Here is a 17,621-nt window from a genome sequence, read left to right on the forward strand (position 1 = left end):
CGATGCTGGGTCGGGTGGATGTGTCAGCGGGGGTGGGGGGTAAGCATGTGTGTGCTCCCCCCACCCCCACTGGATGTTGGTGTTTTAGGTCAGGCGAGAGCTTTAAGGGTTGCTTCGTAGTTTGGCTCTTGCCCGATTTCGGGGACCTGTTCGGTGTGGATGATGGTGCCGTCGGTGTCGATGACCACGATGGCCCGGGAGAGTAGTCCTGCGAGGGGGCCGTCAGTGAGGGTGACTCCGTAGTCCTGGCCAAAGGTGGAGCGGAAGGCTGAGGCGGAGGCGACGTTGTCGATGCCTTCAGCGCCGCAGAAGCGTTTCAAGGCGAAGGGCAGGTCCATAGAGATGGCTAGGACTGTGGTGTTGTCGAGTGAGGCGGCTTTTTCGTTGAACTGGCGTACCGATGCGGCGCAGACGTCGGTGTCGATGCTGGGGAAGATGTTCAGGACGATGCGACGACCTTTGAATGTGTCGAGGTTAATGTCAGACAGGTCGGCTGCGGTGAGGGTGAATGCTGGGGCTTGGGTGCCGTTGGTGGGTAGGGAACCAATGGAGTTGATGGGGCTACCGCCGAGGGTGATCTGTGCCATAGGCACGTTTCTAACAGACCCGGATGTGATGCGACAGATTGTTCTGCTGTGTGTTTGCTGGAGGTTGCGGTGACATGTCTGGTAGGTCAGGGCGAGAGTTGTGAGTAGAGCGTTGTTATTCGGGGCTGCTCGTGTCGTTGCTTGCCTGTATTCGTGTGTTGTTGTGGGTCAGGGGGCGTTTTTAGGCGATTCCGGGTAGGGGGCGGGCTTGTGAGCCCCATTCGGTGGCGTGAGTTTCGATGGCAGTGGCGCGTCGTCGGGTGGCGTTATAGCAGGTGGTACTAGTTTTGGCTGCGGTGGGGAGGGCGGCTATGAGTGTGTCTGTGAGGGTGTGTAGTGCAGTGGTGGCGGTGTGGCTGAGTTGTGTTGGCGTGGTGGGTTGGCTGTGGGGGTATCCCAAGGGGGGTGCTTGGGTGGGAGCGATATTGGCGGCGTGGGTGAGGTCATGGATGAGTTGGTTGATGGTGGTGAGCGTGGCGTTTGCGGTGGTTCGGGTTTTGTCGCTGGTGCGGGCTGCGACGATTTCGAGGGTGTAGCGGGTGGCGTGTGCGTGTTGATAGATCGTCTGTGCAGTGTTGGTGGGTAGGTGGGTGAACCCGTCTGTGGGGTGGGTGGTTTCGGGTTTGTTGTGTAGGAGGCGGGCGAAGGTGCCGCGGGCGGTGTGGATGGACCCGATGAGGAGGAGGTCCGGTGGGGCGGCGGTTGACCAGGTGGTGGTGTTGTTGGGGGTGTTGTTAAGGCCGTTGAGTTGGGCTTGGGCTGCGGTGGCGCGGTCTTGGGGGGTGGGGTTAGTGGAGGGTTGGGGTGGTGGTGGGGGTGTCTGGGGTGTGGCGTGCAGGCTGGTGAGTCTGGCGCGTAGCGCGTGGAGCTGTTTTTCGTGGAGAGTGACTAGGGGGGTGGCTCCGGCGGTTATGCAGGCGTGGTATGCGGTGGTGACGTGTTGTAGTTCGGTGGTGAGTAGTTCGGTGGTGGGGTGTCTTTCGTGGGGGAGGAAAGGTAGGTCCCCAGCATCGGCTTCCCAGCGCAGGCCGCAGCTGCTGAGGGCGAACGTTCCGGTAAGTGTGAGTGCGGCTGTTGCTGTGGTGCGGAGGAAGTTTCGGCGGGTGAGAGCGGTGTTGTGCGGGTGGGTTGCTTGGTCAGACACGTGCACGATCATGGCATCTAGATAGGTCGCGTCCCTGATGCCCGGTACAGTGGTCCGGGCGTTGGCGTTGTTGTGCTGGCTGAAGTTGGAGCGTTGGCTTGGTTGTAAGGCTGGGTTTTCGCGTTTTTTAGCGGTTACTGCGGCGTTTTTTCTGACCACAATAGGATCACCACAATCGGATAAGCGTGGGGTGCGTAATGACTGACACCGATCGGATCGCTACATTGACTGAGCTTGCTAGCCGGTGTGCGCAACCGCATGGCTTGACCGTTGAGGCGGTGACATTGACACCTGCTGGTCGCCGTCGTGTGTTGGCTGTGGTGGTTGACACGGATATCAGTGGTCTTAAGGCTGATGACGCCACTTCGCGGGTGGAAAGCGTGGATATGGACGCGGTGGCGGAGGTGACGCGGGATTTCGCGGCTGCGTTGGATGAGGTCAATGTTATGGGTGAGATGCCCTATACGTTGGAGGTTACTTCTCCAGGGGTTGGTCGACGGCTGGAGCGTTTTGATCAGTTTCGTCGCAATGTGGGGCGTAAATTGCGGGTGAGGTTTGCTGCTGCGGGGGTGGAGGTTCCTGCTGGTCTTTCTGTTGATGCCGCTGGCGTGGTCGAGGCGACTGGTCGGCTGTTGAGTGTCACTCGGGAGGCGTTGGAAATCGCTCCTGACCCGATTCGTTCGAGCCCGGGTGCCAAGCCCAAGCCGGTTGCCGATGTGCTCGTGCCGCTTGCATCCATTACCCACGCGAATGTCGAGATCGACTTCGCGAGCCATGAGGAGGACAACTGATGGACATCGATCTTGCTGCTCTGCGTTTGTTGGAGCGGGAGAGGGACGTCTCGATGGACGTCCTTATTCCTGCCATTGAGCAGGCGCTGTTGTTGGCGTATCACCGTACGGATGGTTCGTATCGGAATGCGCGGATTGAGCTGAATCGCAAGTCGGGTCACGTGGTGGTGTGGGCGCGTGAAGAGGCTCCGATTTTGGAAGATGGCAGCCGTGGTGAACCGGGGCCGGAGTTTGATGACACGCCGGATGATTTTGGTCGGGTTGCGGCCTCAACGGCTCGTCAGGTCATCATGCAGCGTTTGCGTGACATTGAGGATGATGCGGTTCTGGGTGATTTCCGTGGTCGTGAGGGCGACATCATTACGGGGGTTGTTCAGCAGAGTCAGGGCCGAAATGTTCTGGTGGATTTCGGGACGGTTGAAGGAATGCTTCCTGCAGCTGAGCAGGTTCCGGGTGAACGTTATCGGCATGGTGATCGGATCAAGTGTTATGTGGTGAGCGTTAAGCGCGGCCCTAAAGGTGCGCAGATTGGCTTGTCGCGGACACACCCGAACTTGGTGCGGAAATTGTTTGCGTTGGAGGTGCCAGAGATTGGTGACGGCACGGTGCAAATTGCAGCGTTGGCGCGTGAGGCGGGGCATCGCACCAAAATGGCTGTGTGGTCTAAGTCGCGTGATGTAAACGCTAAGGGCGCATGTATTGGCCCGATGGGTGCGCGTGTGCGTGCGGTGATGAATGAGTTGGGCGGAGAAAAGATCGACATTGTCGATTTCTCAGAGGATCCGGCTGAGTTTGTTGCTGCTGCTCTTTCGCCTTCTCGGGTGACGTCGGTCGAGATCGTAGATCCGCGTGCGCATGCTGCTCGTGTGTTAGTGCCGGATTATCAATTGTCTTTGGCTATTGGTAAAGAAGGACAGAATGCCCGTTTGGCGGCCAAGCTCACTGGGTGGCGAATTGATATTCGTCCGGATACTTCTCCGGAGACGCCGCAGAGTATGTCTGTGGCTACCCCGGACGGGGAGTAAAAGTGGCTGTGGCTTATACCCGTGTGGGCATGAGCCACAGCCTGCGCATGTGTCAAAGAGGGGACAGCGCGTTAAGATGTACAGGTTGATGCCGAGTTGTTCATGGCCAACTAATTGGTTTTTCCCTTCACCTGGGGCTCCGATGTCTCTGGTCTCCTGGTGGAGGCGCAGCAACTGGGCGGTGCGTACATGGGCGTCCTGAAAAAGGAACTGCAACGGCTGGATAGTCCATCCGTTGAGGGTCCGGTACGTACCTGTGTGGGGTGTCGACAGCGCGACGCACGTGCGCAGCTGCTTCGTCTTGTTCTTGACGAGACGGAAGGCACCACGCGTGTTCGACCAGATGTTGCAGGCCAGCTGCCCGGCCGTGGTGCGTGGTTGCACGCTACACCGCGGTGTTGGGAGTTGGCTGTTCGGCGACGTGCAGTAGGTAGAGCTTTACGTGCCGGGTCCGCGGTGGATACCGCGCTGGTAGAAGCTTTTCTGGCTGTTCAAGCCGATCACGTGGTTTCTGCTGTGGAAGCCACGGGAACACACAAGATCCAGTGATGGATCACCGAAATGACCGAAAGCGGGTTCGACGCTGATGAGCATCCGATGAGTACTCAGCGATGAGCAGCACCCACTAACGCGGTCCGAGAACATGTCGTCTCGGGCGGACCTTTCGAAGGCCGCCTCCTCGACTCGGGGCTCGGACCACAGATTGAGGAGAGAATGGCCAAGGTTCGGGTCTACGAGCTTGCAAAAGAGCTTGGAGTCGAGAGTAAGACACTGCTTAACCATCTGAAGGAACAGGGCGAGTTTGTTCGCTCAGCCTCGTCGACGATCGAGGCACCTGTAGTACGGAAAATCAAAGACACCTTCCCAGGTGCAAAGGAGAAGTTGAGCGAAGGCGCTGCTGACGCTCCGACTAAGCCCGCTGCACCTGCCCCGAAGCCAGCTGCGCCCAAGCCTGCGCCGAAGCCTGGTGCACACATGCCTAAGCCTGCCGCGCCGAAGCCTGCCGCGCCGAAGCCTGCCGCGCCTGGGCCTAAACCTGCTGCGCCGAAGCCTGCCGCGCCTGAGTCGGCGCCTGCGCCTGCGGAGGCACCCGAAGCTGCGCCAGCGCCAGCGCCTGCGCCGAAGCCTGCACCGGAGAAGCCGCAGTTTGCTTCTGCTGCGGATGCAGCTCCTAAGCCTGGTGGTGCTCCTAAGCCAGGTGGTGCTCCCAAGCCTGGAGCAGGCCCCAAGCCTGGTGGTGCTCCCAAGCCTGGAGCACGCTCGGGTGCGCCTAAGCCCGGCGGTCCACGGCCTGGTGGGCCTCGTCCTGGGAACAACCCCTTCTCATCTAGCCAGGGTATGCCTCGACCCGGCGGTAGCCGCGGTGGTCAAGGCGGCCAAGGTGGGCCTCGTCCTGGGAACAACCCCTTCTCATCTAGCCAGGGTATGCCTCGACCCGGCGGTAGCCGCGGTGGTCAGGGCGGCCAAGGTGGGCAAGGGCAGGGCGGACGTCCCGGTCCTCGTCCAGGCGGTAACCGTGGTGCACAAGGCGCACCTCAAGGCCGCGGTGGTCAGGGCGGCCAAGGTGGCCAAGGTGGGGCACGTCCAGCATCCCGTCCTGGGGCACCTCGTCCTAACCCGGGAATGATGCCGCAGTCTGCAGCGGTGCCCCGTCCAGGAGAACGCCCCACGCGCGGTGGTGGCGGTCGTAGCGGTGGCGGCGGTGGCTTCCGCGGTCGCCCTGGCGGTGGCGGTGGTGGAGGCGGTGGCTTCCGCGGACGTGGTGGCACCCAGGGCGCGTTCGGGCGTGGCGGTAAGCCAGCACGCGGGCGTAAGAGCAAGCGCGCGAAGCGCCAAGAGTTTGAGCAGATGCAGGCCCCCTCTATCGGTGGTGTGCACGTTCCTCGCGGTAGCGGTGACACGGTCATCCGTGTGCGCCGTGGTGCTTCTCTGAGCGACTTCGCTGACAAAATCAATGCAGATCCCGCGGCATTGGTGACTGTGTTGTTCCACCTCGGTGAGATGGCTACAGCTACACAGTCGCTGGATGAGGAAACATTCCAGCTGCTTGGTGCCGAGCTGGGCTACGACATTCAGGTCGTTTCGCCTGAGGATGAAGAGCGTGAGCTCTTCGAAAGCTTCGGTATCGACCTTGAGAACGAAGCTGAAGCCGAAGATGACGAGCTCCTAGAGCCGCGGCCTCCGGTGGTCACAGTTATGGGTCACGTTGACCACGGTAAGACGCGCCTGCTGGATGCTATTCGTAATGCTCATGTGATCGAGGGCGAGGCCGGTGGCATCACCCAGCACATCGGTGCATACCAGGTGACGACCGATCTCGAGGGCGAAGAACGCAAGATTACATTCATTGACACCCCCGGTCACCAGGCCTTCACGGCTATGCGTGCTCGTGGTGCCAAGGTCACCGACATTGCGATCTTGGTCGTGGCTGCAAACGACGGCGTTATGCCGCAGACGGTTGAGGCGTTGAACCACGCCAAGGCTGCTGGTGTGCCGATCGTGGTTGCGGTGAACAAGGTCGACTTGCCGGAGTCCAACCCTGACAAGGTTCGCGCTCAGTTGGCCGAGTATGGCCTCATCACTGAGGAGTACGGCGGCGACACGATGTTCGTCAATGTTTCTGCGAAGCAGAACCAGAACATCGACGGTTTGCTCGAAGCTGTTCTGCTGACTGCGGATGCGGCTTTGGACCTGCGTGCTAACCCGGACAAGGACGCACGTGGTGTTGCGATCGAGGCCAATCTGGACCGCGGCCGTGGTGCTACTGCCACTGTCTTGGTGCAGTCTGGAACGTTGGCTGTCGGTGACTCGATTGTCACCGGATCTGCCTACGGTCGTGTGCGCGCCATGCTGGATGAGCATGGCAACAACCTGGATGTGGCTTTGCCTTCACGCCCGGTGCAGGTCTTGGGGTTGTCTAGCGTTCCACGCGCTGGCGACACCTTCGTGGTGGCTCCTGATGATCGCACTGCTCGTCAGATCGCTGAGAAGCGTGAGGCAGCAGACAGGCAGGCATCCCTGGCGAAGGCACGTAAGCGGATCAGCCTTGAGGACCTCAACGAGGCTCTCGCGGCAGGCAAGGTTGACACTCTTAACCTCATCCTGAAGGGTGACGTGTCGGGTTCGGTCGAGGCTCTTGAGGACTCGTTGCTGCAGATTGATGTCGGTGATGAAGTTGACTTGCGGATTATTGACCGCGGTGTCGGCGCCATCACGATGGACAACATCAACCTTGCTGTGGCCTCTAACGCCATCATCATCGGCTTCAACGTTCGAGCTGAAGGCCAGAACGCTGAGTATGCCGAGCGCGAAGGCGTTGACATCCACTACTACTCGGTTATCTACCAGGCAATTGAAGAGGTGGAGGCTGCTCTGAAGGGCATGCTGAAGCCGGAGTACGAAGAGCGCGAGACTGGCTCTGCTGAGATCCGTGAGATCTTCCGTAGCTCTAAGTTCGGCAACATTGCCGGTTCGTTGGTGCAGTCGGGCACGATCAAACGTGGCTCCAAAGCACGCATTACCCGCGATGGTGTGGTTGTCGTTGAGGGGCTGGAGATCAGCGGTCTGCGTCGCTTCAAGGATGATGTCACTGAGGTCCGCGAAGGATACGAGTGCGGTATCAACCTCGGCTCGCACAACGACATCCAGCTTGGCGACTTGGTTACCACCTACGAGATGGTCGAGATCCCTCGCACCTGATGAGATAGGTAAATACCTTCATAACTGGTGGCCGTGTCCTTGCGAGGGCACGGCCACTGGCCGTACGTATGGGATTTTCTAGGGTGTTGTTCTGATTTGTGCGATCGGACGCCTGGGCAGGCAGGTATCAGGATCATCTAGGATGTGTCATCTGTGTGCACCTGCGCTGTGTTGAGGTTGTTATCCGCGGTGCTTGGCAGATAGAGACGGTTAGAGCCCGTAGGGAGCGTTCTGCTGCGGGAATGCACGGAAGGTGGAAGTTATGGCGGATCCTGCACGCGCCCGTAAGGTTGCAGATCGAGTTCAGGTTCTTGTTGCTGAGGCGTTACGTGAACGAGTCAAAGATGAGCGGATCGGCATGGTCACGATCACCGATGTGCGCGTAACGGGAGATCTTCAGCAGGCTACGGTCTTTTATTCGGTTCTTGGCGATGAGGAAGAGCGGGAACGGAATGCTGAGGCGTTGGCTGAGAACAAGGGGCGCATTCGCTCCTACGTCGGTAAGGGGTTAGGCATCCGCTTGACTCCTACTTTGGAATTTGTGCTTGATGCGCTTCCTGAGGGAGCAGCGCATATCGAGGAATTGCTGGCGGAAACGCGTAAACGTGATGCTGAGCTGGCTGCGGCCCGTGGCGCTCAGTTCGCAGGAGAAAGCGACCCGTACAAGCATGAGAGCGCTGGCGAGGAGCGAGACTGAGTCGTGGCACGCGCGATCGACCCGACGGTGGGGGATGGGCTTCTCGTAGTTGATAAGCCCGCTGGATGGACTTCGCATCAGGTGGTCGGTCTGTGCCGGCGCCTTGCTGGCACTCGCAAAGTGGGTCATGCAGGCACTCTTGATCCGATGGCAACGGGTGTGCTGGTCGTTGGAGTGAATAAAGCGACGCGTATGCTCACGTACATCGTCGGAGCGGATAAGACGTACACCGCTACGGTTTGCCTCGGTGTTGGCACGATGACAGATGACGCGGAAGGGGTAGCAACTTCCGTGGCGCCAGCAGGCTCTATTGAAGCGCTGTCTGATGAAGATATTCACAAAGCTGTTGCTTCTCTCACCGGGGATATTCTTCAGGTGCCTAGCACGGTGAGCGCTATCAAAATTGATGGGAAGCGTTCGTATACGCGTGCGCGAGCTGGAGAGGAAGTTGTTCTTCAGGGCAGGCCGGTTCGGGTTTCTACTTTCCATGTTCACCAGGTAAGTCGTGGGCAAGTAGTTCCCCCGCAGGAAGAGGCACAAGATCCTGCTGCGATTCATCGGCGTGAACGAGGCGAAGAGGTTTCTTCTCTGGTGCCGGTATCTGCTATTCCTGCTGACCCTGTTCCGGCTATTTTCCTTGATATTGAGGTGACTGTCTCCTCGGGTACGTATGTGCGTGCTTTAGCTCGTGACTTGGGGACTTTGCTGGGCGTCGGTGGTCACTTGACGGTGTTACGGCGCACTCGGGTAGGGGAAATAACGCTTGATCGCGCTTCTACCGTGGAAGAGCTTGAGCAGGCGCGAGCTGCTGGTGCTCCTCGCAATGGTGACAATCCGCAAGTGGGTACTTCTGGCTTGCCTTTGGTGTCGTTGGAAGAAGCGGCGCGTGCTTCTATCCCGGTTCGGGAGCTGGATAAAGATATGGCTGAGCAGCTTTCGCATGGGGTGCGTATTCCTGCAGAACTTCCAGGGCGGATTGGTCCGGTTGCTGCGTTTGGTCCTGATGGGAAGTTAGTCGCGATTCTTGATGAGTCGTCGTCGCGTGTGATGCCTGAGGTTGTTTTCTCTGCTCCCTGATTTTCGGGGGCAGTGTTCAAGGTGTGTATGCGTTGTGGGTGAGGGGCGTAATGCAGGTCGAGGAGGGGCAGCACTTGTTGGAAGATGCTCAAGGCGAGAAGATCGAGGCCTTCTGGGAGGAGGCAAAGCTGCGGGCGATGTTGAATCCTGTGCCTGTGGTTTTTGGTCCGAACGCCGGTGATAGTTTGCGCCCTCCTGCGTGGGCTTTTGGTACCTCAGCAGAGGAGGCAGATCGGGCTGTTCAGTTGATTTTGCAGGGTAAGAAAACTGCAACGGCGGCCGCGGCGTGGGATTACGAATTGGTTGGGGCTGATTTGCCGCAGGTGGGAGCGATGGGGATTGTGCTTGATGGGGTGGGCGATCCGCGTGCGCTGGTGGTGACGACGCAGGTGCGGGTGGTTCGTTTTGATGAGGTAGATGCTGAGCATGTGCGCGCGGAAGGCGAAGGGGATGGGGCGGTGTCGTCGTGGAAGCATACGCGCCGTCGCGAACTTGTTGATCAGGCTGCTCATGGTCGAGATTTCGCCGATGATATGCCAGTGGTTTTGGAGCGTTTCCGCGTTCTTTTCCCGTAAGGAATTTTGAGGACGGGTGGGCGTGTGGGGCGGCGTAGCGTGTGGCTATGTATGTTCCAGCGCATTTTCGGATGTCTGATGAGCAGGTGCATGGATATATAGCGTCTGCGCAGACTGCTGATGTGGTGACGGTGACTGATGGGGTTCCTGAGGCGACTTTTCTGCCTTTGCAGTGGGTTGATGACGGAACGCTATGGGGCAGGCTGCGCATGCATGTGGCGCGAAATAACCCGATTGTGCGTGATTACGGCCGGCGGGAGCCAGAGGAGCAGGCGTTAGTTATTGTTCGGGGCCCGGACGAGTATGTTTCGCCTGCTGGGTTGCCGTCGCACGAAGATACAGGTCGGGTTGTTCCTACATGGAATTACGTTGCTGTGCATGCGTATGGGCCTTTGCTATTGCATGAGGATTTGGTGTGGTTACGTGAACATGTGACTCAGTTGAGTGGCAGGTTTGAGTCTGGTTCTTCTGAGCAGTGGCGCACGGATGATGCTCCAGGGGATTTCATCGAAAAGATGTTGCGCGCAGTGGTGGGAGTTGAGATTCCGATTGAGCGCGTGGTCGCCAAATGTAAGTTCGCGCAGAACAAGACCCCTAGTGATGTGCAGATGCTTTTGCGCCGTGCTGAATCTCGTGGAGATGAGCAGTGTGCTGCGATTTATCGTGATATTGCGTTGCCTGCGGCGCGTGCGCGCGCTCAGACGTTGCGTAGCCTGCGCAGAGGGTAGAGGGCGGGCGATACAGTAGTCGTCGTGCTGCGCTGGAACCAGGTATCTGATCTGCCCGCCGATCTCGGCCCCACTGCCGTGACTATAGGAACTTTCGACGGTGTGCATCGGGGGCATCGAGCGGTGTTGAGCGCATTGAATTCGCAGGCTGCATCGCGGGGGGTGACTTCTGTGGCGATTACATTCGCGCAGCACCCATTGGCTGTGCTTCGTCCAGAAGACGCTCCGGAGATGGTGTGCAGCACTTCTCAGCGGTTGGATCGGATGGCTGATAGTGGATTGGGTGGCGTGCTGGTTTTGGATTTTACTGCGGAGTTTGCGCAGTTGAGTCCGCGAGAGTTTGTGCAGCAGGTGATCGTGGAGGGGCTTAACGCTAAGGCGGTCATTCTGGGCCGTGACAGTAGGTTTGGGCACCGTAATGCGGGCGATGTGGAGACGATGCGTGCGCTAGGTGAGGAGTTTGGATTCGAAACGGTGGTTCTTGATGATGTGGGGGTGTGTGCTGGCTCAGAGGCTGCTGTGCAGCGGTGGTCATCGTCGATGACGCGGGATTTCCTTGCTCGTGGTGAGGTGGGGGAGGCGGCCAAGGTTTTGGGGCGTCCGCATGTTGTCTCTGGTGAGGTGGTTCACGGGGATCACCGTGGGCGTGAGCTGGGGTATCCGACAGCTAATTTGAGTACGGACAGTGAGGGGCTTGTTCCTGCTGATGGGGTGTATGCGGGGTGGTTGATTCGGCCGGGGATGCCGGTTGGTTCGGCTGAACGTATGTTGCCGACGGCTATTTCGGTGGGTACGAATCCTACGTTTGAGGGCACGCAGCGGCGCGTAGAGGCCTATGTGCTTGACCGAACAGATCTGGATTTGTACGGCGAGCGTGTGAATGTTGAGTTTGTGAAGATGTTGCGGCCTACGTTGAAGTTTGACTCGGTGGAGGAGTTGTTGGAGTGCATGGAGCAGGATGTGGCACAGACAAGGCAGATTCTTTCGTCGGTGGTGCCGTCGGTATGAGTGCACAGTTCTTTGGGGGGCAGGTCCCGCTTCTTGAATATGACGCAGATGTGCGTGACTTTGTTGGTGATGGGCATCGTGCGGCTGAGGCTGGTAATGATCCGGTTTTGCCGCGGCGGATTGTGTTGGCGTTCCTTGGGGATGTGGTCCAGAAGTTCGCGGCGGCTCAGGGATGGCAGGTGGGGTTTGAGTTTGATCTCATCGCTGGAGTCGTACCGATGTGGGTGGGGGAGTACCAGGGTGAGCAACTTGCACTGGTAAATATGCCGGTGGGGGCGGCTGCGTCGGTGACGGTTGCTGAGCGTGCAGTGATGCTTGGCGTAGATACGCTTGTGGCGGTGGGGTCATGTGGCTCGTTGGTGCCGCACGAGGCGGGGGCGTTGATTCTTCCGACGAAAGCTTTGCGCGATGAGGGCACGTCGTACCACTACCTTCCTGCTGGCCGGTGGGTAGAAACTGATGCGCAGGTGCGTGCTGCGTGTGGCGAGGCGATTGAGGGGTTGGGGTTGGAGTTCGTGGAGGCTGCGACATGGACGACAGATGGGTTTTTCCGTGAGACTCCGGGAAAGGTGGCTGCTCGTCGAGGGCAGGGCTGCGAGGTTGTCGAGATGGAGTGCTCGGCTTTGTCTGCGATGGCACAGTTCCGTGGGGTGAGGTTTGGGCAGATTCTCTATTCGGCGGATAGTTTGGCTGCGGAGGTCCACGATCAGCGAGGTTGGGGTAGTAGCTTTCGGGAGATTGCGTTGAATGCGGCTCTTGATGCGGCGCTCAAACTTTGAATTATCTCGTTTAATGCGCGAATAGTGTTGAGTGCGGCGCGATTGGGATGAAGATCACCCCACGCATACCCTGGTGGTATGCGTGGAACCTCGAGAATCGACCAACTCGAGCCGCTGCTCGGAGCGGTCAATAAACCCATCCAATACCTCGGTGGCGAGATGAACAGCCAGGTCAAGGATTGGGATTGCGGTGGTTTCGCCACCGGACCTGATGGGGAGCAGCAGGAATTGACTGCTCGTTGGGCTCTTATGTACCCAGATGCTTATGAGGTGGGGCTGCCCAATCAGGGACTGATGATCCTTTATGAAGTGCTGAATGAGCGTTCTGATGCCCTGGCTGAGCGTACGTATGCAGTGTGGCCGGATTTGGCTGAGAGTATGCGTGCTTCGGGGGTGCCGCTGTTGACGGTGGATGCGCACCGTGCGGTGTGTGAGTTCGATGTTCTTGGGATTAGTTTTTCCACGGAGTTGAACTACACGAACATGTTGGAGGCGCTGGACCTGGCTGGGATTCCGCTGCATGCGCATGAACGCGGTGTTGATGACCCGATTGTTCTTGTCGGTGGTCATGCCAGTTTTAACCCGGAGCCAATTGCGCGGTTTATTGATGCCGCGATTATTGGTGATGGTGAGGCAGCAGTATTGAAGGCTAGCGAGATCATCACTGCGTGGAAGAAGGAGGGGCGCCCTGGTGGCCGGACGGAGTTGTTGACTCGTTTGGCTGTGGATGGGGGCGTTTATGTTCCTGGTTTTTACGAGGTGACGTACCGGGCCGATGGGTGTATTGAACAGGTCTGCTTGAAGGATGAGGCTTTGGCTGCTGGCGTTCCTGAACGGGCAGTGAAGCATACGGTTACGGATTTGGATGAGTGGCCGTATCCGAAACAGCCGATCGTGCCGATTGCTGAAACGGTGCATGAGCGGATGAGTGTAGAGATTTTCCGTGGCTGTACGCGAGGGTGCCGGTTTTGTCAGGCCGGGATGATTACCCGTCCGGTGCGGGAGCGCTCGATCACTGGTATCGGTGAGATGGTGGAAAGCGGTTTGGCTGCGACGGGGTATGAGGAAGTCGGCCTTTTGTCGTTGTCGAGTGCGGATCATTCGGAGATCGCTGAGATCACGAAGGGGTTGGCGGATCGCTATGAGGGGACGAATACGTCTTTGTCGTTGCCTAGTACGCGGGTGGATGCGTTCAATATCGATCTTGCTAATGAGTTGTCTCGTAATGGACGCAGGTCTGGTTTGACGTTTGCTCCCGAGGGAGGGAGTGAGCGTTTGCGTCGTGTGATTAACAAGATGGTGAGTGAGGACGATCTTATCCAGACGGTTTCGGCGGCGTATGGCGCTGGCTGGCGTCAGGTGAAGTTGTACTTCATGTGTGGTTTGCCCACGGAGACTGATGAGGATGTGCTGCAGATTGCGAAGATGGCTTCTCGGGTGATTGAGGAGGGCCGAAAGGTCAGCGGCAACAAAGATATTCGTTGCACTGTGTCGATTGGTGGGTTTGTGCCGAAGGCGCACACTCCTTTCCAGTGGGCGGGGCAGTTGTCGCCAGAGGAGACAGATGCTCGTTTGGTGAAGTTGCGTGATGCGATTCGGGCAGACAAGAAGTACGGAAGGTCTATCGGGTATCGCTATCACGATGGCAAGCCAGGTCAGATTGAGGGTTTGCTTTCGCGCGGTGATCGTCGTGTGGGTGAGGTCATTGAGGCGGTTTGGCGTGATGGTGGAAAGTTTGATGGTTGGAGTGAACATTTTTCACACACACGGTGGGTGACTAAGGCTGCAGAAGTGTTCGACGTGATGAACGATGAACATGGGTGGCCTATTGATTTGGCGTGGTACACCACGCGTGAACGCACTGAAGAAGAGGTGCTTCCGTGGGATCACATCGACTCTGGTTTGGATAAGGAGTGGTTGTGGGATGACTGGCAAGACGCTCTTGAAGAGGTGGAGCAGGACGACTGTCGTTGGACGCCTTGTTTCGACTGTGGGGTGTGCCCAACGATGGGGACGGATATCGAGATTGGTCCTACAGGGGCGACGTTGTTGCCTTTGACAGTGTTGCGGGATGGAGCTGAAAAACTCACGGAGAAAGTTGGGTGAGTCGTCCGTGCACTGAGTTTGCTTTAGGCGCAGTGCGTTGATTTGAAGATGCGGGGCGGCGTGAGTGAAAAGCTCGCGCCGCCCCGTCGTGGTGTAGGCAGGTAGTGCGGTGCCCAAGGCCGCGGTGAAGAGAGCGTGTGTATGCTCGTTTTTACGACAGGGGAGCGCAGACAGCGCTGAGAGTGCGGGTGTTCCGCAGACCCTCGAACCTGATCCGGTTAGTACCGGTGTAGGGAGTCGGGATCTTCTCGTGGGCGTCTATCAAATGGCGCCTATTCCCCGTGTGGCACCGCAATCGCGGTGAGAAACGGGTGTTCTGATGGCAGTAGGAACAGAAGCGCCGCGAAGCGGCGATGAGCGGGCACGTTTTGCAGTGGCACGTGGTGGGCCAGCAGCGTGGCGCGGGCTTGATTTCGTGACTCTGGCGATGTTGGGCGTCGCGTTCGGAGTGGCGTTCTGGGCGTGGGATGTTTTGCTCTATCCCTTTGTGAAGCTGGCTTTGGTGTTTCCGCCACTGATGTCGTTGACCTTGGGTGTGTGGCTGCTGCCGTGTGTTGTCGGAATGCTTATTGTGCGTCGGCCAGGTGCAGCAGTGTTTATCGAGTGTATTGCTGCTTTTGTGGAGATGGCGCTTGGTAATGAGTGGGGAGCGATGGTGATGGTTTCCGCCACGTTGCAGGGGCTGGGGGTTGAGACTGCATTCGCGTTATTCCGGTGGCGTCGGGCAGGCGTAAGCGTTGCGATCCTTGGTGGTTTTCTTGCCGCGGTCGTGGAGATTGCTGGTTATGAGTGGTGGGTTTATCAGGTTGAATATGCGTGGGTGTGGCGTTTTGTGTCGTTGGGTGCTGCCGCAGTTTCGGGTGTGCTTATTGCCGGGTGCGGTGGGTGGAGCATCATGCGTGCCCTTGCCTCGACGGGGGCGTTGCGGGCGTTGCCTGCGGGGCGTGATGCTCTTCAGCAGCCAGGTTTGGATTGCAGGCACTGATCGTGTCGGGTAAAAACCTGCCTCTCGGTGCAGTGCGTTTAGAAGGTCTGACGTGGATACCGGAGGGTCAACAGACTCCGGTACTGCATGAGGTTGATCTTCAAATAGACCCTGGTGAGCGAGTCCTTCTTATTGGTCCTTCTGGTGCGGGAAAATCTACGTTGCTGCATGCGATTGCTGGTGTTCTAGGCGAGGTTGATCCTGGCGTTTTGCATGGTTCGCTGCAGCGCGGAGGCAATGTTGGTCTTCTTACTCAAGATCCTGCGGATGCACTGGTGGCAGCCACGGTTGGTCGTGATGTTGCTTTCGGCTGTGAGAACGCTGCGATGCCTCGCTCAGATATTCATGTGGCTGTTCGGGAAGCTTTGGAGTTGGTGGGATTCCCTTACCCAACGTCGCGTTCGACTTTAGCGCTTTCTGGGGGTGAGGCTCAGCGGCTTGCCCTTGCGGGGGTGATTGCTCCTCGCCCTGAGGTGCTGCTGCTGGATGAGCCGACTGCCTGTCTTGATGAGGAGTCGTCAGCTGTGGTTCGTGATGCTGTTGATCAGTCGGTGAGTGCTCGGGGGAGCACTCTAATTGTGGTTGAGCATCGTATTGAGCCGTGGCTGCCTCTTGTTGATCGAGTGTTGGTGATGGGCGCTGAGGGTTCTCTTGTGTCGGATTTTCCGGTCAGTCATGTGGACACGTGTCGTGAGATGTTGTCGAGTTTGGGGGTGTGGGTGCCGGGTGTGTCTGATCCGGCACCGCTGCCTCTTCCTGAAGGGCTGTTTGTCGCGGGGCATGTGGAGAGAAAACGGCCTGCTTTTGGTGATGTGTTGATGGTGGCGGAGCAGGTTGAGTGGCTCCGTACTCCGCCGCGTTCGTTGACGCGGACGCGGCGCGCGCCGGTGCAGGTGCTTACTTCTACTGATGCGTGTGTGCGAGCTGGAGAGGTTTTGGGGATACAAGGGCGTAGTGGGGCGGGTAAGTCGTCTTTTTTGCGGCTTTTAGCTGGTCTTGCAGCGCCTACGTCGGGTTCGGTTCGGGCCACGTCTGCTCTTTTTGGTGAGGGTTTTATGGGTTCTTCTTCGCCTGCAGAGTGGAGTTCGCGCGTGCTCGCTGCGCGTGTTTCGTGGGTGCCGCAACGTTCTTCGCAGACGGTGGTGGCTGACACTGTCTGGGACAGTTTGGTGGCGACGGCTCGTGTTTTGGGTCTGGTGGGTGTTGAGCAGCGCGGTGAGCAAGTCGCTGAAGCGTTGTCTTTGGGGCATGTGTTGGGCCGTAATCCGCATTCTCTTTCTGGAGGGGAAAAGCGTCGTTTAGCTGTTGCTTCTGCGGTGTTGCACGGCCCTGGTTTTGTTGCTCTTGATGAGCCTACTGTTGGTCAAGATCGCGGTACGTGGGCGGCTGTTGCTGGTGTTATGAGTGTGATGTGTCAGGTGGGGGCGGGTGTCGTTGTGGCCAGTCATGATCGGTCACTGTGTGGGAGTTCGGGGTTAGTTGATAGCACGGTTGAGGTTTCCTGATGAGTGATGCTGGTTTGTCAGGGGGCCGGGGGGGATGTCGGGCCGGTTTTTTGGGGTGCCAGGCTGGGCCGCTTTCTCTTATGGGATTTTCGTTTCTTGTTGCCGTTGGGGGGGTGAGTATTTGGTCTTTGCCCGTGGCGGGTGTGGCTTTTTTGGTTGTTGTGGTTGTCACGGTGGGGATCGCGGGGCGGGCTGCTTGTGACTGGCGTCGGATGGTTCCTCCGGTGCTTGCGGTGGCTTCGGTGACTTGGTCGAATTGGTTGCTTGCTGAGGATTCGTCGTTAGCTGTGGCTGCGACGGCTGGGTTGCGAGTTGCGTATTTTGCGTGGCCGGGGGTTGTGATTGTTGGTTTGGTGGATGTCTCGCAGCTGGGGGATCACTTGGGGCAGCGGTTGCGTTTTCCTGCGCGCGCGGTGCTTTCTGCTGTGGCTGCGTTGCAGCGGTTGGATTCGTTGTCGCAGGAGTGGCAGGAGTTGAGGTGGGCGCGTCGGGTTCGGGGCGTGGCGGCTGATCGAGGTGTGTTGGGTAGGGCAGGGGAGTTGTGGCGGTTGACGATTGCGTTGTTGGTTGAGTCGTTGCGGCAGGCTGGGGTGGTTACGGTGGCGATGTCGGCTCGCGGGTATGAACGGTTGGGGGGGCCAGGGGTGCGGCGTACGTGGGTTGAGCCTGCGGTATGGAATCGATGGGATTTTGTGGTGATTTTTCTTGGTGGATTTTTGGCGGTGTTGCCGTGGTTTTTGAGTGTTTTGGGGCTATGAGGCTGTTCAGGTATGGGGGTGTTGGGGCTCACCGAGTTGAGCTAGGCGTGGGGGCAGTTAGGCTTTTGGGCCATGTCTAGTAGCGATACCACTGCAGAGCAGGCGTTGTTGACCGGCGGTGAATCTGATGCGGTAAAGACGTCGGAGAAGTCGGTGT

The 17,621-nt window shown here is 58.4% G+C and carries 16 protein-coding genes and 1 riboswitch; of the genes, 14 read left to right on the forward strand and 2 right to left on the reverse strand.

What is annotated here, in order from left to right; all coding sequences use genetic code 11:
• Positions 1-89: 89 nt before the first annotated feature.
• A complete protein-coding gene (tpx, locus tag DXZ77_RS02230; RefSeq protein WP_115029615.1) occupies positions 90-587 on the reverse strand; it encodes a thiol peroxidase in 498 nt (165 codons plus the stop codon).
• Between the two features lie 181 nt (positions 588-768).
• The gene (locus tag DXZ77_RS02235; protein ID WP_147279162.1) at positions 769-1,731 is read right to left on the reverse strand and encodes a hypothetical protein; all 963 of its coding nucleotides are present in this window, start codon (positions 1,729-1,731) and stop codon (positions 769-771) included.
• A gap of 197 nt (positions 1,732-1,928) precedes the next feature.
• Here DXZ77_RS02235 and rimP point away from each other — a divergent pair, with 197 nt between their 5' ends.
• From rimP to DXZ77_RS02305, 14 genes are all read left to right on the forward strand, one after another.
• A complete protein-coding gene (rimP, locus tag DXZ77_RS02240) occupies positions 1,929-2,522 on the forward strand; it encodes a ribosome maturation factor RimP (RefSeq protein ID WP_115029617.1) in 594 nt (197 codons plus the stop codon).
• On the forward strand, positions 2,522-3,547 hold the full coding sequence (gene nusA, locus DXZ77_RS02245) for a transcription termination factor NusA (RefSeq protein ID WP_115029618.1): 1,026 nt from the start codon (positions 2,522-2,524) through the stop codon (positions 3,545-3,547). Before rimP ends, nusA begins: the two co-directional genes overlap by 1 nt.
• A gap of 189 nt (positions 3,548-3,736) precedes the next feature.
• On the forward strand, positions 3,737-4,096 hold the full coding sequence (locus tag DXZ77_RS02250) for a YlxR family protein (RefSeq protein ID WP_115032427.1): 360 nt from the start codon (positions 3,737-3,739) through the stop codon (positions 4,094-4,096).
• A gap of 165 nt (positions 4,097-4,261) precedes the next feature.
• Positions 4,262-7,246 (forward strand): translation initiation factor IF-2, encoded by a 2,985-nt coding sequence (gene infB / locus DXZ77_RS02255; RefSeq protein WP_115029619.1) that lies wholly within the window; start codon positions 4,262-4,264, stop codon positions 7,244-7,246.
• A gap of 262 nt (positions 7,247-7,508) precedes the next feature.
• A complete protein-coding gene (gene rbfA, locus DXZ77_RS02260; RefSeq protein WP_115029620.1) occupies positions 7,509-7,943 on the forward strand; it encodes a 30S ribosome-binding factor RbfA in 435 nt (144 codons plus the stop codon).
• A gap of 3 nt (positions 7,944-7,946) precedes the next feature.
• Positions 7,947-9,020 (forward strand): tRNA pseudouridine(55) synthase TruB, encoded by a 1,074-nt coding sequence (gene truB / locus DXZ77_RS02265; RefSeq protein WP_115029621.1) that lies wholly within the window; start codon positions 7,947-7,949, stop codon positions 9,018-9,020.
• A 50-nt stretch (positions 9,021-9,070) separates the two neighbouring features.
• Positions 9,071-9,595, forward strand: a complete 525-nt coding sequence (locus DXZ77_RS02270; RefSeq protein WP_115029622.1) for an ASCH domain-containing protein — start codon at positions 9,071-9,073, stop codon at positions 9,593-9,595.
• Positions 9,596-9,642: 47 nt separating this feature from the next.
• On the forward strand, positions 9,643-10,323 hold the full coding sequence (locus DXZ77_RS02275; protein WP_115029623.1) for an FMN-binding negative transcriptional regulator: 681 nt from the start codon (positions 9,643-9,645) through the stop codon (positions 10,321-10,323).
• Between the two features lie 24 nt (positions 10,324-10,347).
• A complete protein-coding gene (locus DXZ77_RS02280; RefSeq protein WP_115029624.1) occupies positions 10,348-11,331 on the forward strand; it encodes a bifunctional riboflavin kinase/FAD synthetase in 984 nt (327 codons plus the stop codon).
• Positions 11,328-12,110, forward strand: a complete 783-nt coding sequence (locus DXZ77_RS02285) for a nucleoside phosphorylase (RefSeq protein WP_115029625.1) — start codon at positions 11,328-11,330, stop codon at positions 12,108-12,110. Before DXZ77_RS02280 ends, DXZ77_RS02285 begins: the two co-directional genes overlap by 4 nt.
• A gap of 78 nt (positions 12,111-12,188) precedes the next feature.
• Entirely contained in the window at positions 12,189-14,216 is a 2,028-nt protein-coding gene (locus DXZ77_RS02290) for a TIGR03960 family B12-binding radical SAM protein (RefSeq protein ID WP_115029626.1), read from the forward strand.
• A 148-nt stretch (positions 14,217-14,364) separates the two neighbouring features.
• Positions 14,365-14,469: riboswitch (TPP riboswitch) on the forward strand.
• A gap of 66 nt (positions 14,470-14,535) precedes the next feature.
• Positions 14,536-15,201 carry an ECF transporter S component gene (locus DXZ77_RS02295; RefSeq protein ID WP_115029627.1) on the forward strand — a complete coding sequence of 222 codons (666 nt, stop codon included), beginning with the start codon at positions 14,536-14,538 and terminating at the stop codon, positions 15,199-15,201.
• A gap of 2 nt (positions 15,202-15,203) precedes the next feature.
• Positions 15,204-16,706, forward strand: a complete 1,503-nt coding sequence (locus DXZ77_RS02300) for an ABC transporter ATP-binding protein (RefSeq protein ID WP_181815995.1) — start codon at positions 15,204-15,206, stop codon at positions 16,704-16,706.
• Positions 16,707-16,819: 113 nt separating this feature from the next.
• Positions 16,820-17,464 (forward strand): energy-coupling factor transporter transmembrane component T family protein, encoded by a 645-nt coding sequence (locus DXZ77_RS02305; RefSeq protein ID WP_181815996.1) that lies wholly within the window; start codon positions 16,820-16,822, stop codon positions 17,462-17,464.
• Positions 17,465-17,621: the final 157 nt, after the last annotated feature.

This window comes from Dermatophilus congolensis (assembly GCF_900447215.1).
Taxonomy (GTDB): domain Bacteria; phylum Actinomycetota; class Actinomycetes; order Actinomycetales; family Dermatophilaceae; genus Dermatophilus; species Dermatophilus congolensis_A.

Coding starts and splice junctions, on each gene's coding strand:
- rimP (WP_115029617.1), top strand. CDS start 1,929: ATGACTGACACCGATCGGATCGCTACATTGACTGAGCTTGCTAGCCGG.
- nusA (WP_115029618.1), top strand. CDS start 2,522: ATGGACATCGATCTTGCTGCTCTGCGTTTGTTGGAGCGGGAGAGGGAC.
- tpx (WP_115029615.1), bottom strand. CDS start 587: ATGGCACAGATCACCCTCGGCGGTAGCCCCATCAACTCCATTGGTTCC.
- DXZ77_RS02295 (WP_115029627.1), top strand. CDS start 14,536: ATGGCAGTAGGAACAGAAGCGCCGCGAAGCGGCGATGAGCGGGCACGT.
- infB (WP_115029619.1), top strand. CDS start 4,262: ATGGCCAAGGTTCGGGTCTACGAGCTTGCAAAAGAGCTTGGAGTCGAG.
- DXZ77_RS02250 (WP_115032427.1), top strand. CDS start 3,737: ATGGGCGTCCTGAAAAAGGAACTGCAACGGCTGGATAGTCCATCCGTT.
- DXZ77_RS02285 (WP_115029625.1), top strand. CDS start 11,328: ATGAGTGCACAGTTCTTTGGGGGGCAGGTCCCGCTTCTTGAATATGAC.
- DXZ77_RS02270 (WP_115029622.1), top strand. CDS start 9,071: ATGCAGGTCGAGGAGGGGCAGCACTTGTTGGAAGATGCTCAAGGCGAG.
- DXZ77_RS02275 (WP_115029623.1), top strand. CDS start 9,643: ATGTATGTTCCAGCGCATTTTCGGATGTCTGATGAGCAGGTGCATGGA.
- rbfA (WP_115029620.1), top strand. CDS start 7,509: ATGGCGGATCCTGCACGCGCCCGTAAGGTTGCAGATCGAGTTCAGGTT.
- DXZ77_RS02290 (WP_115029626.1), top strand. CDS start 12,189: ATGCGTGGAACCTCGAGAATCGACCAACTCGAGCCGCTGCTCGGAGCG.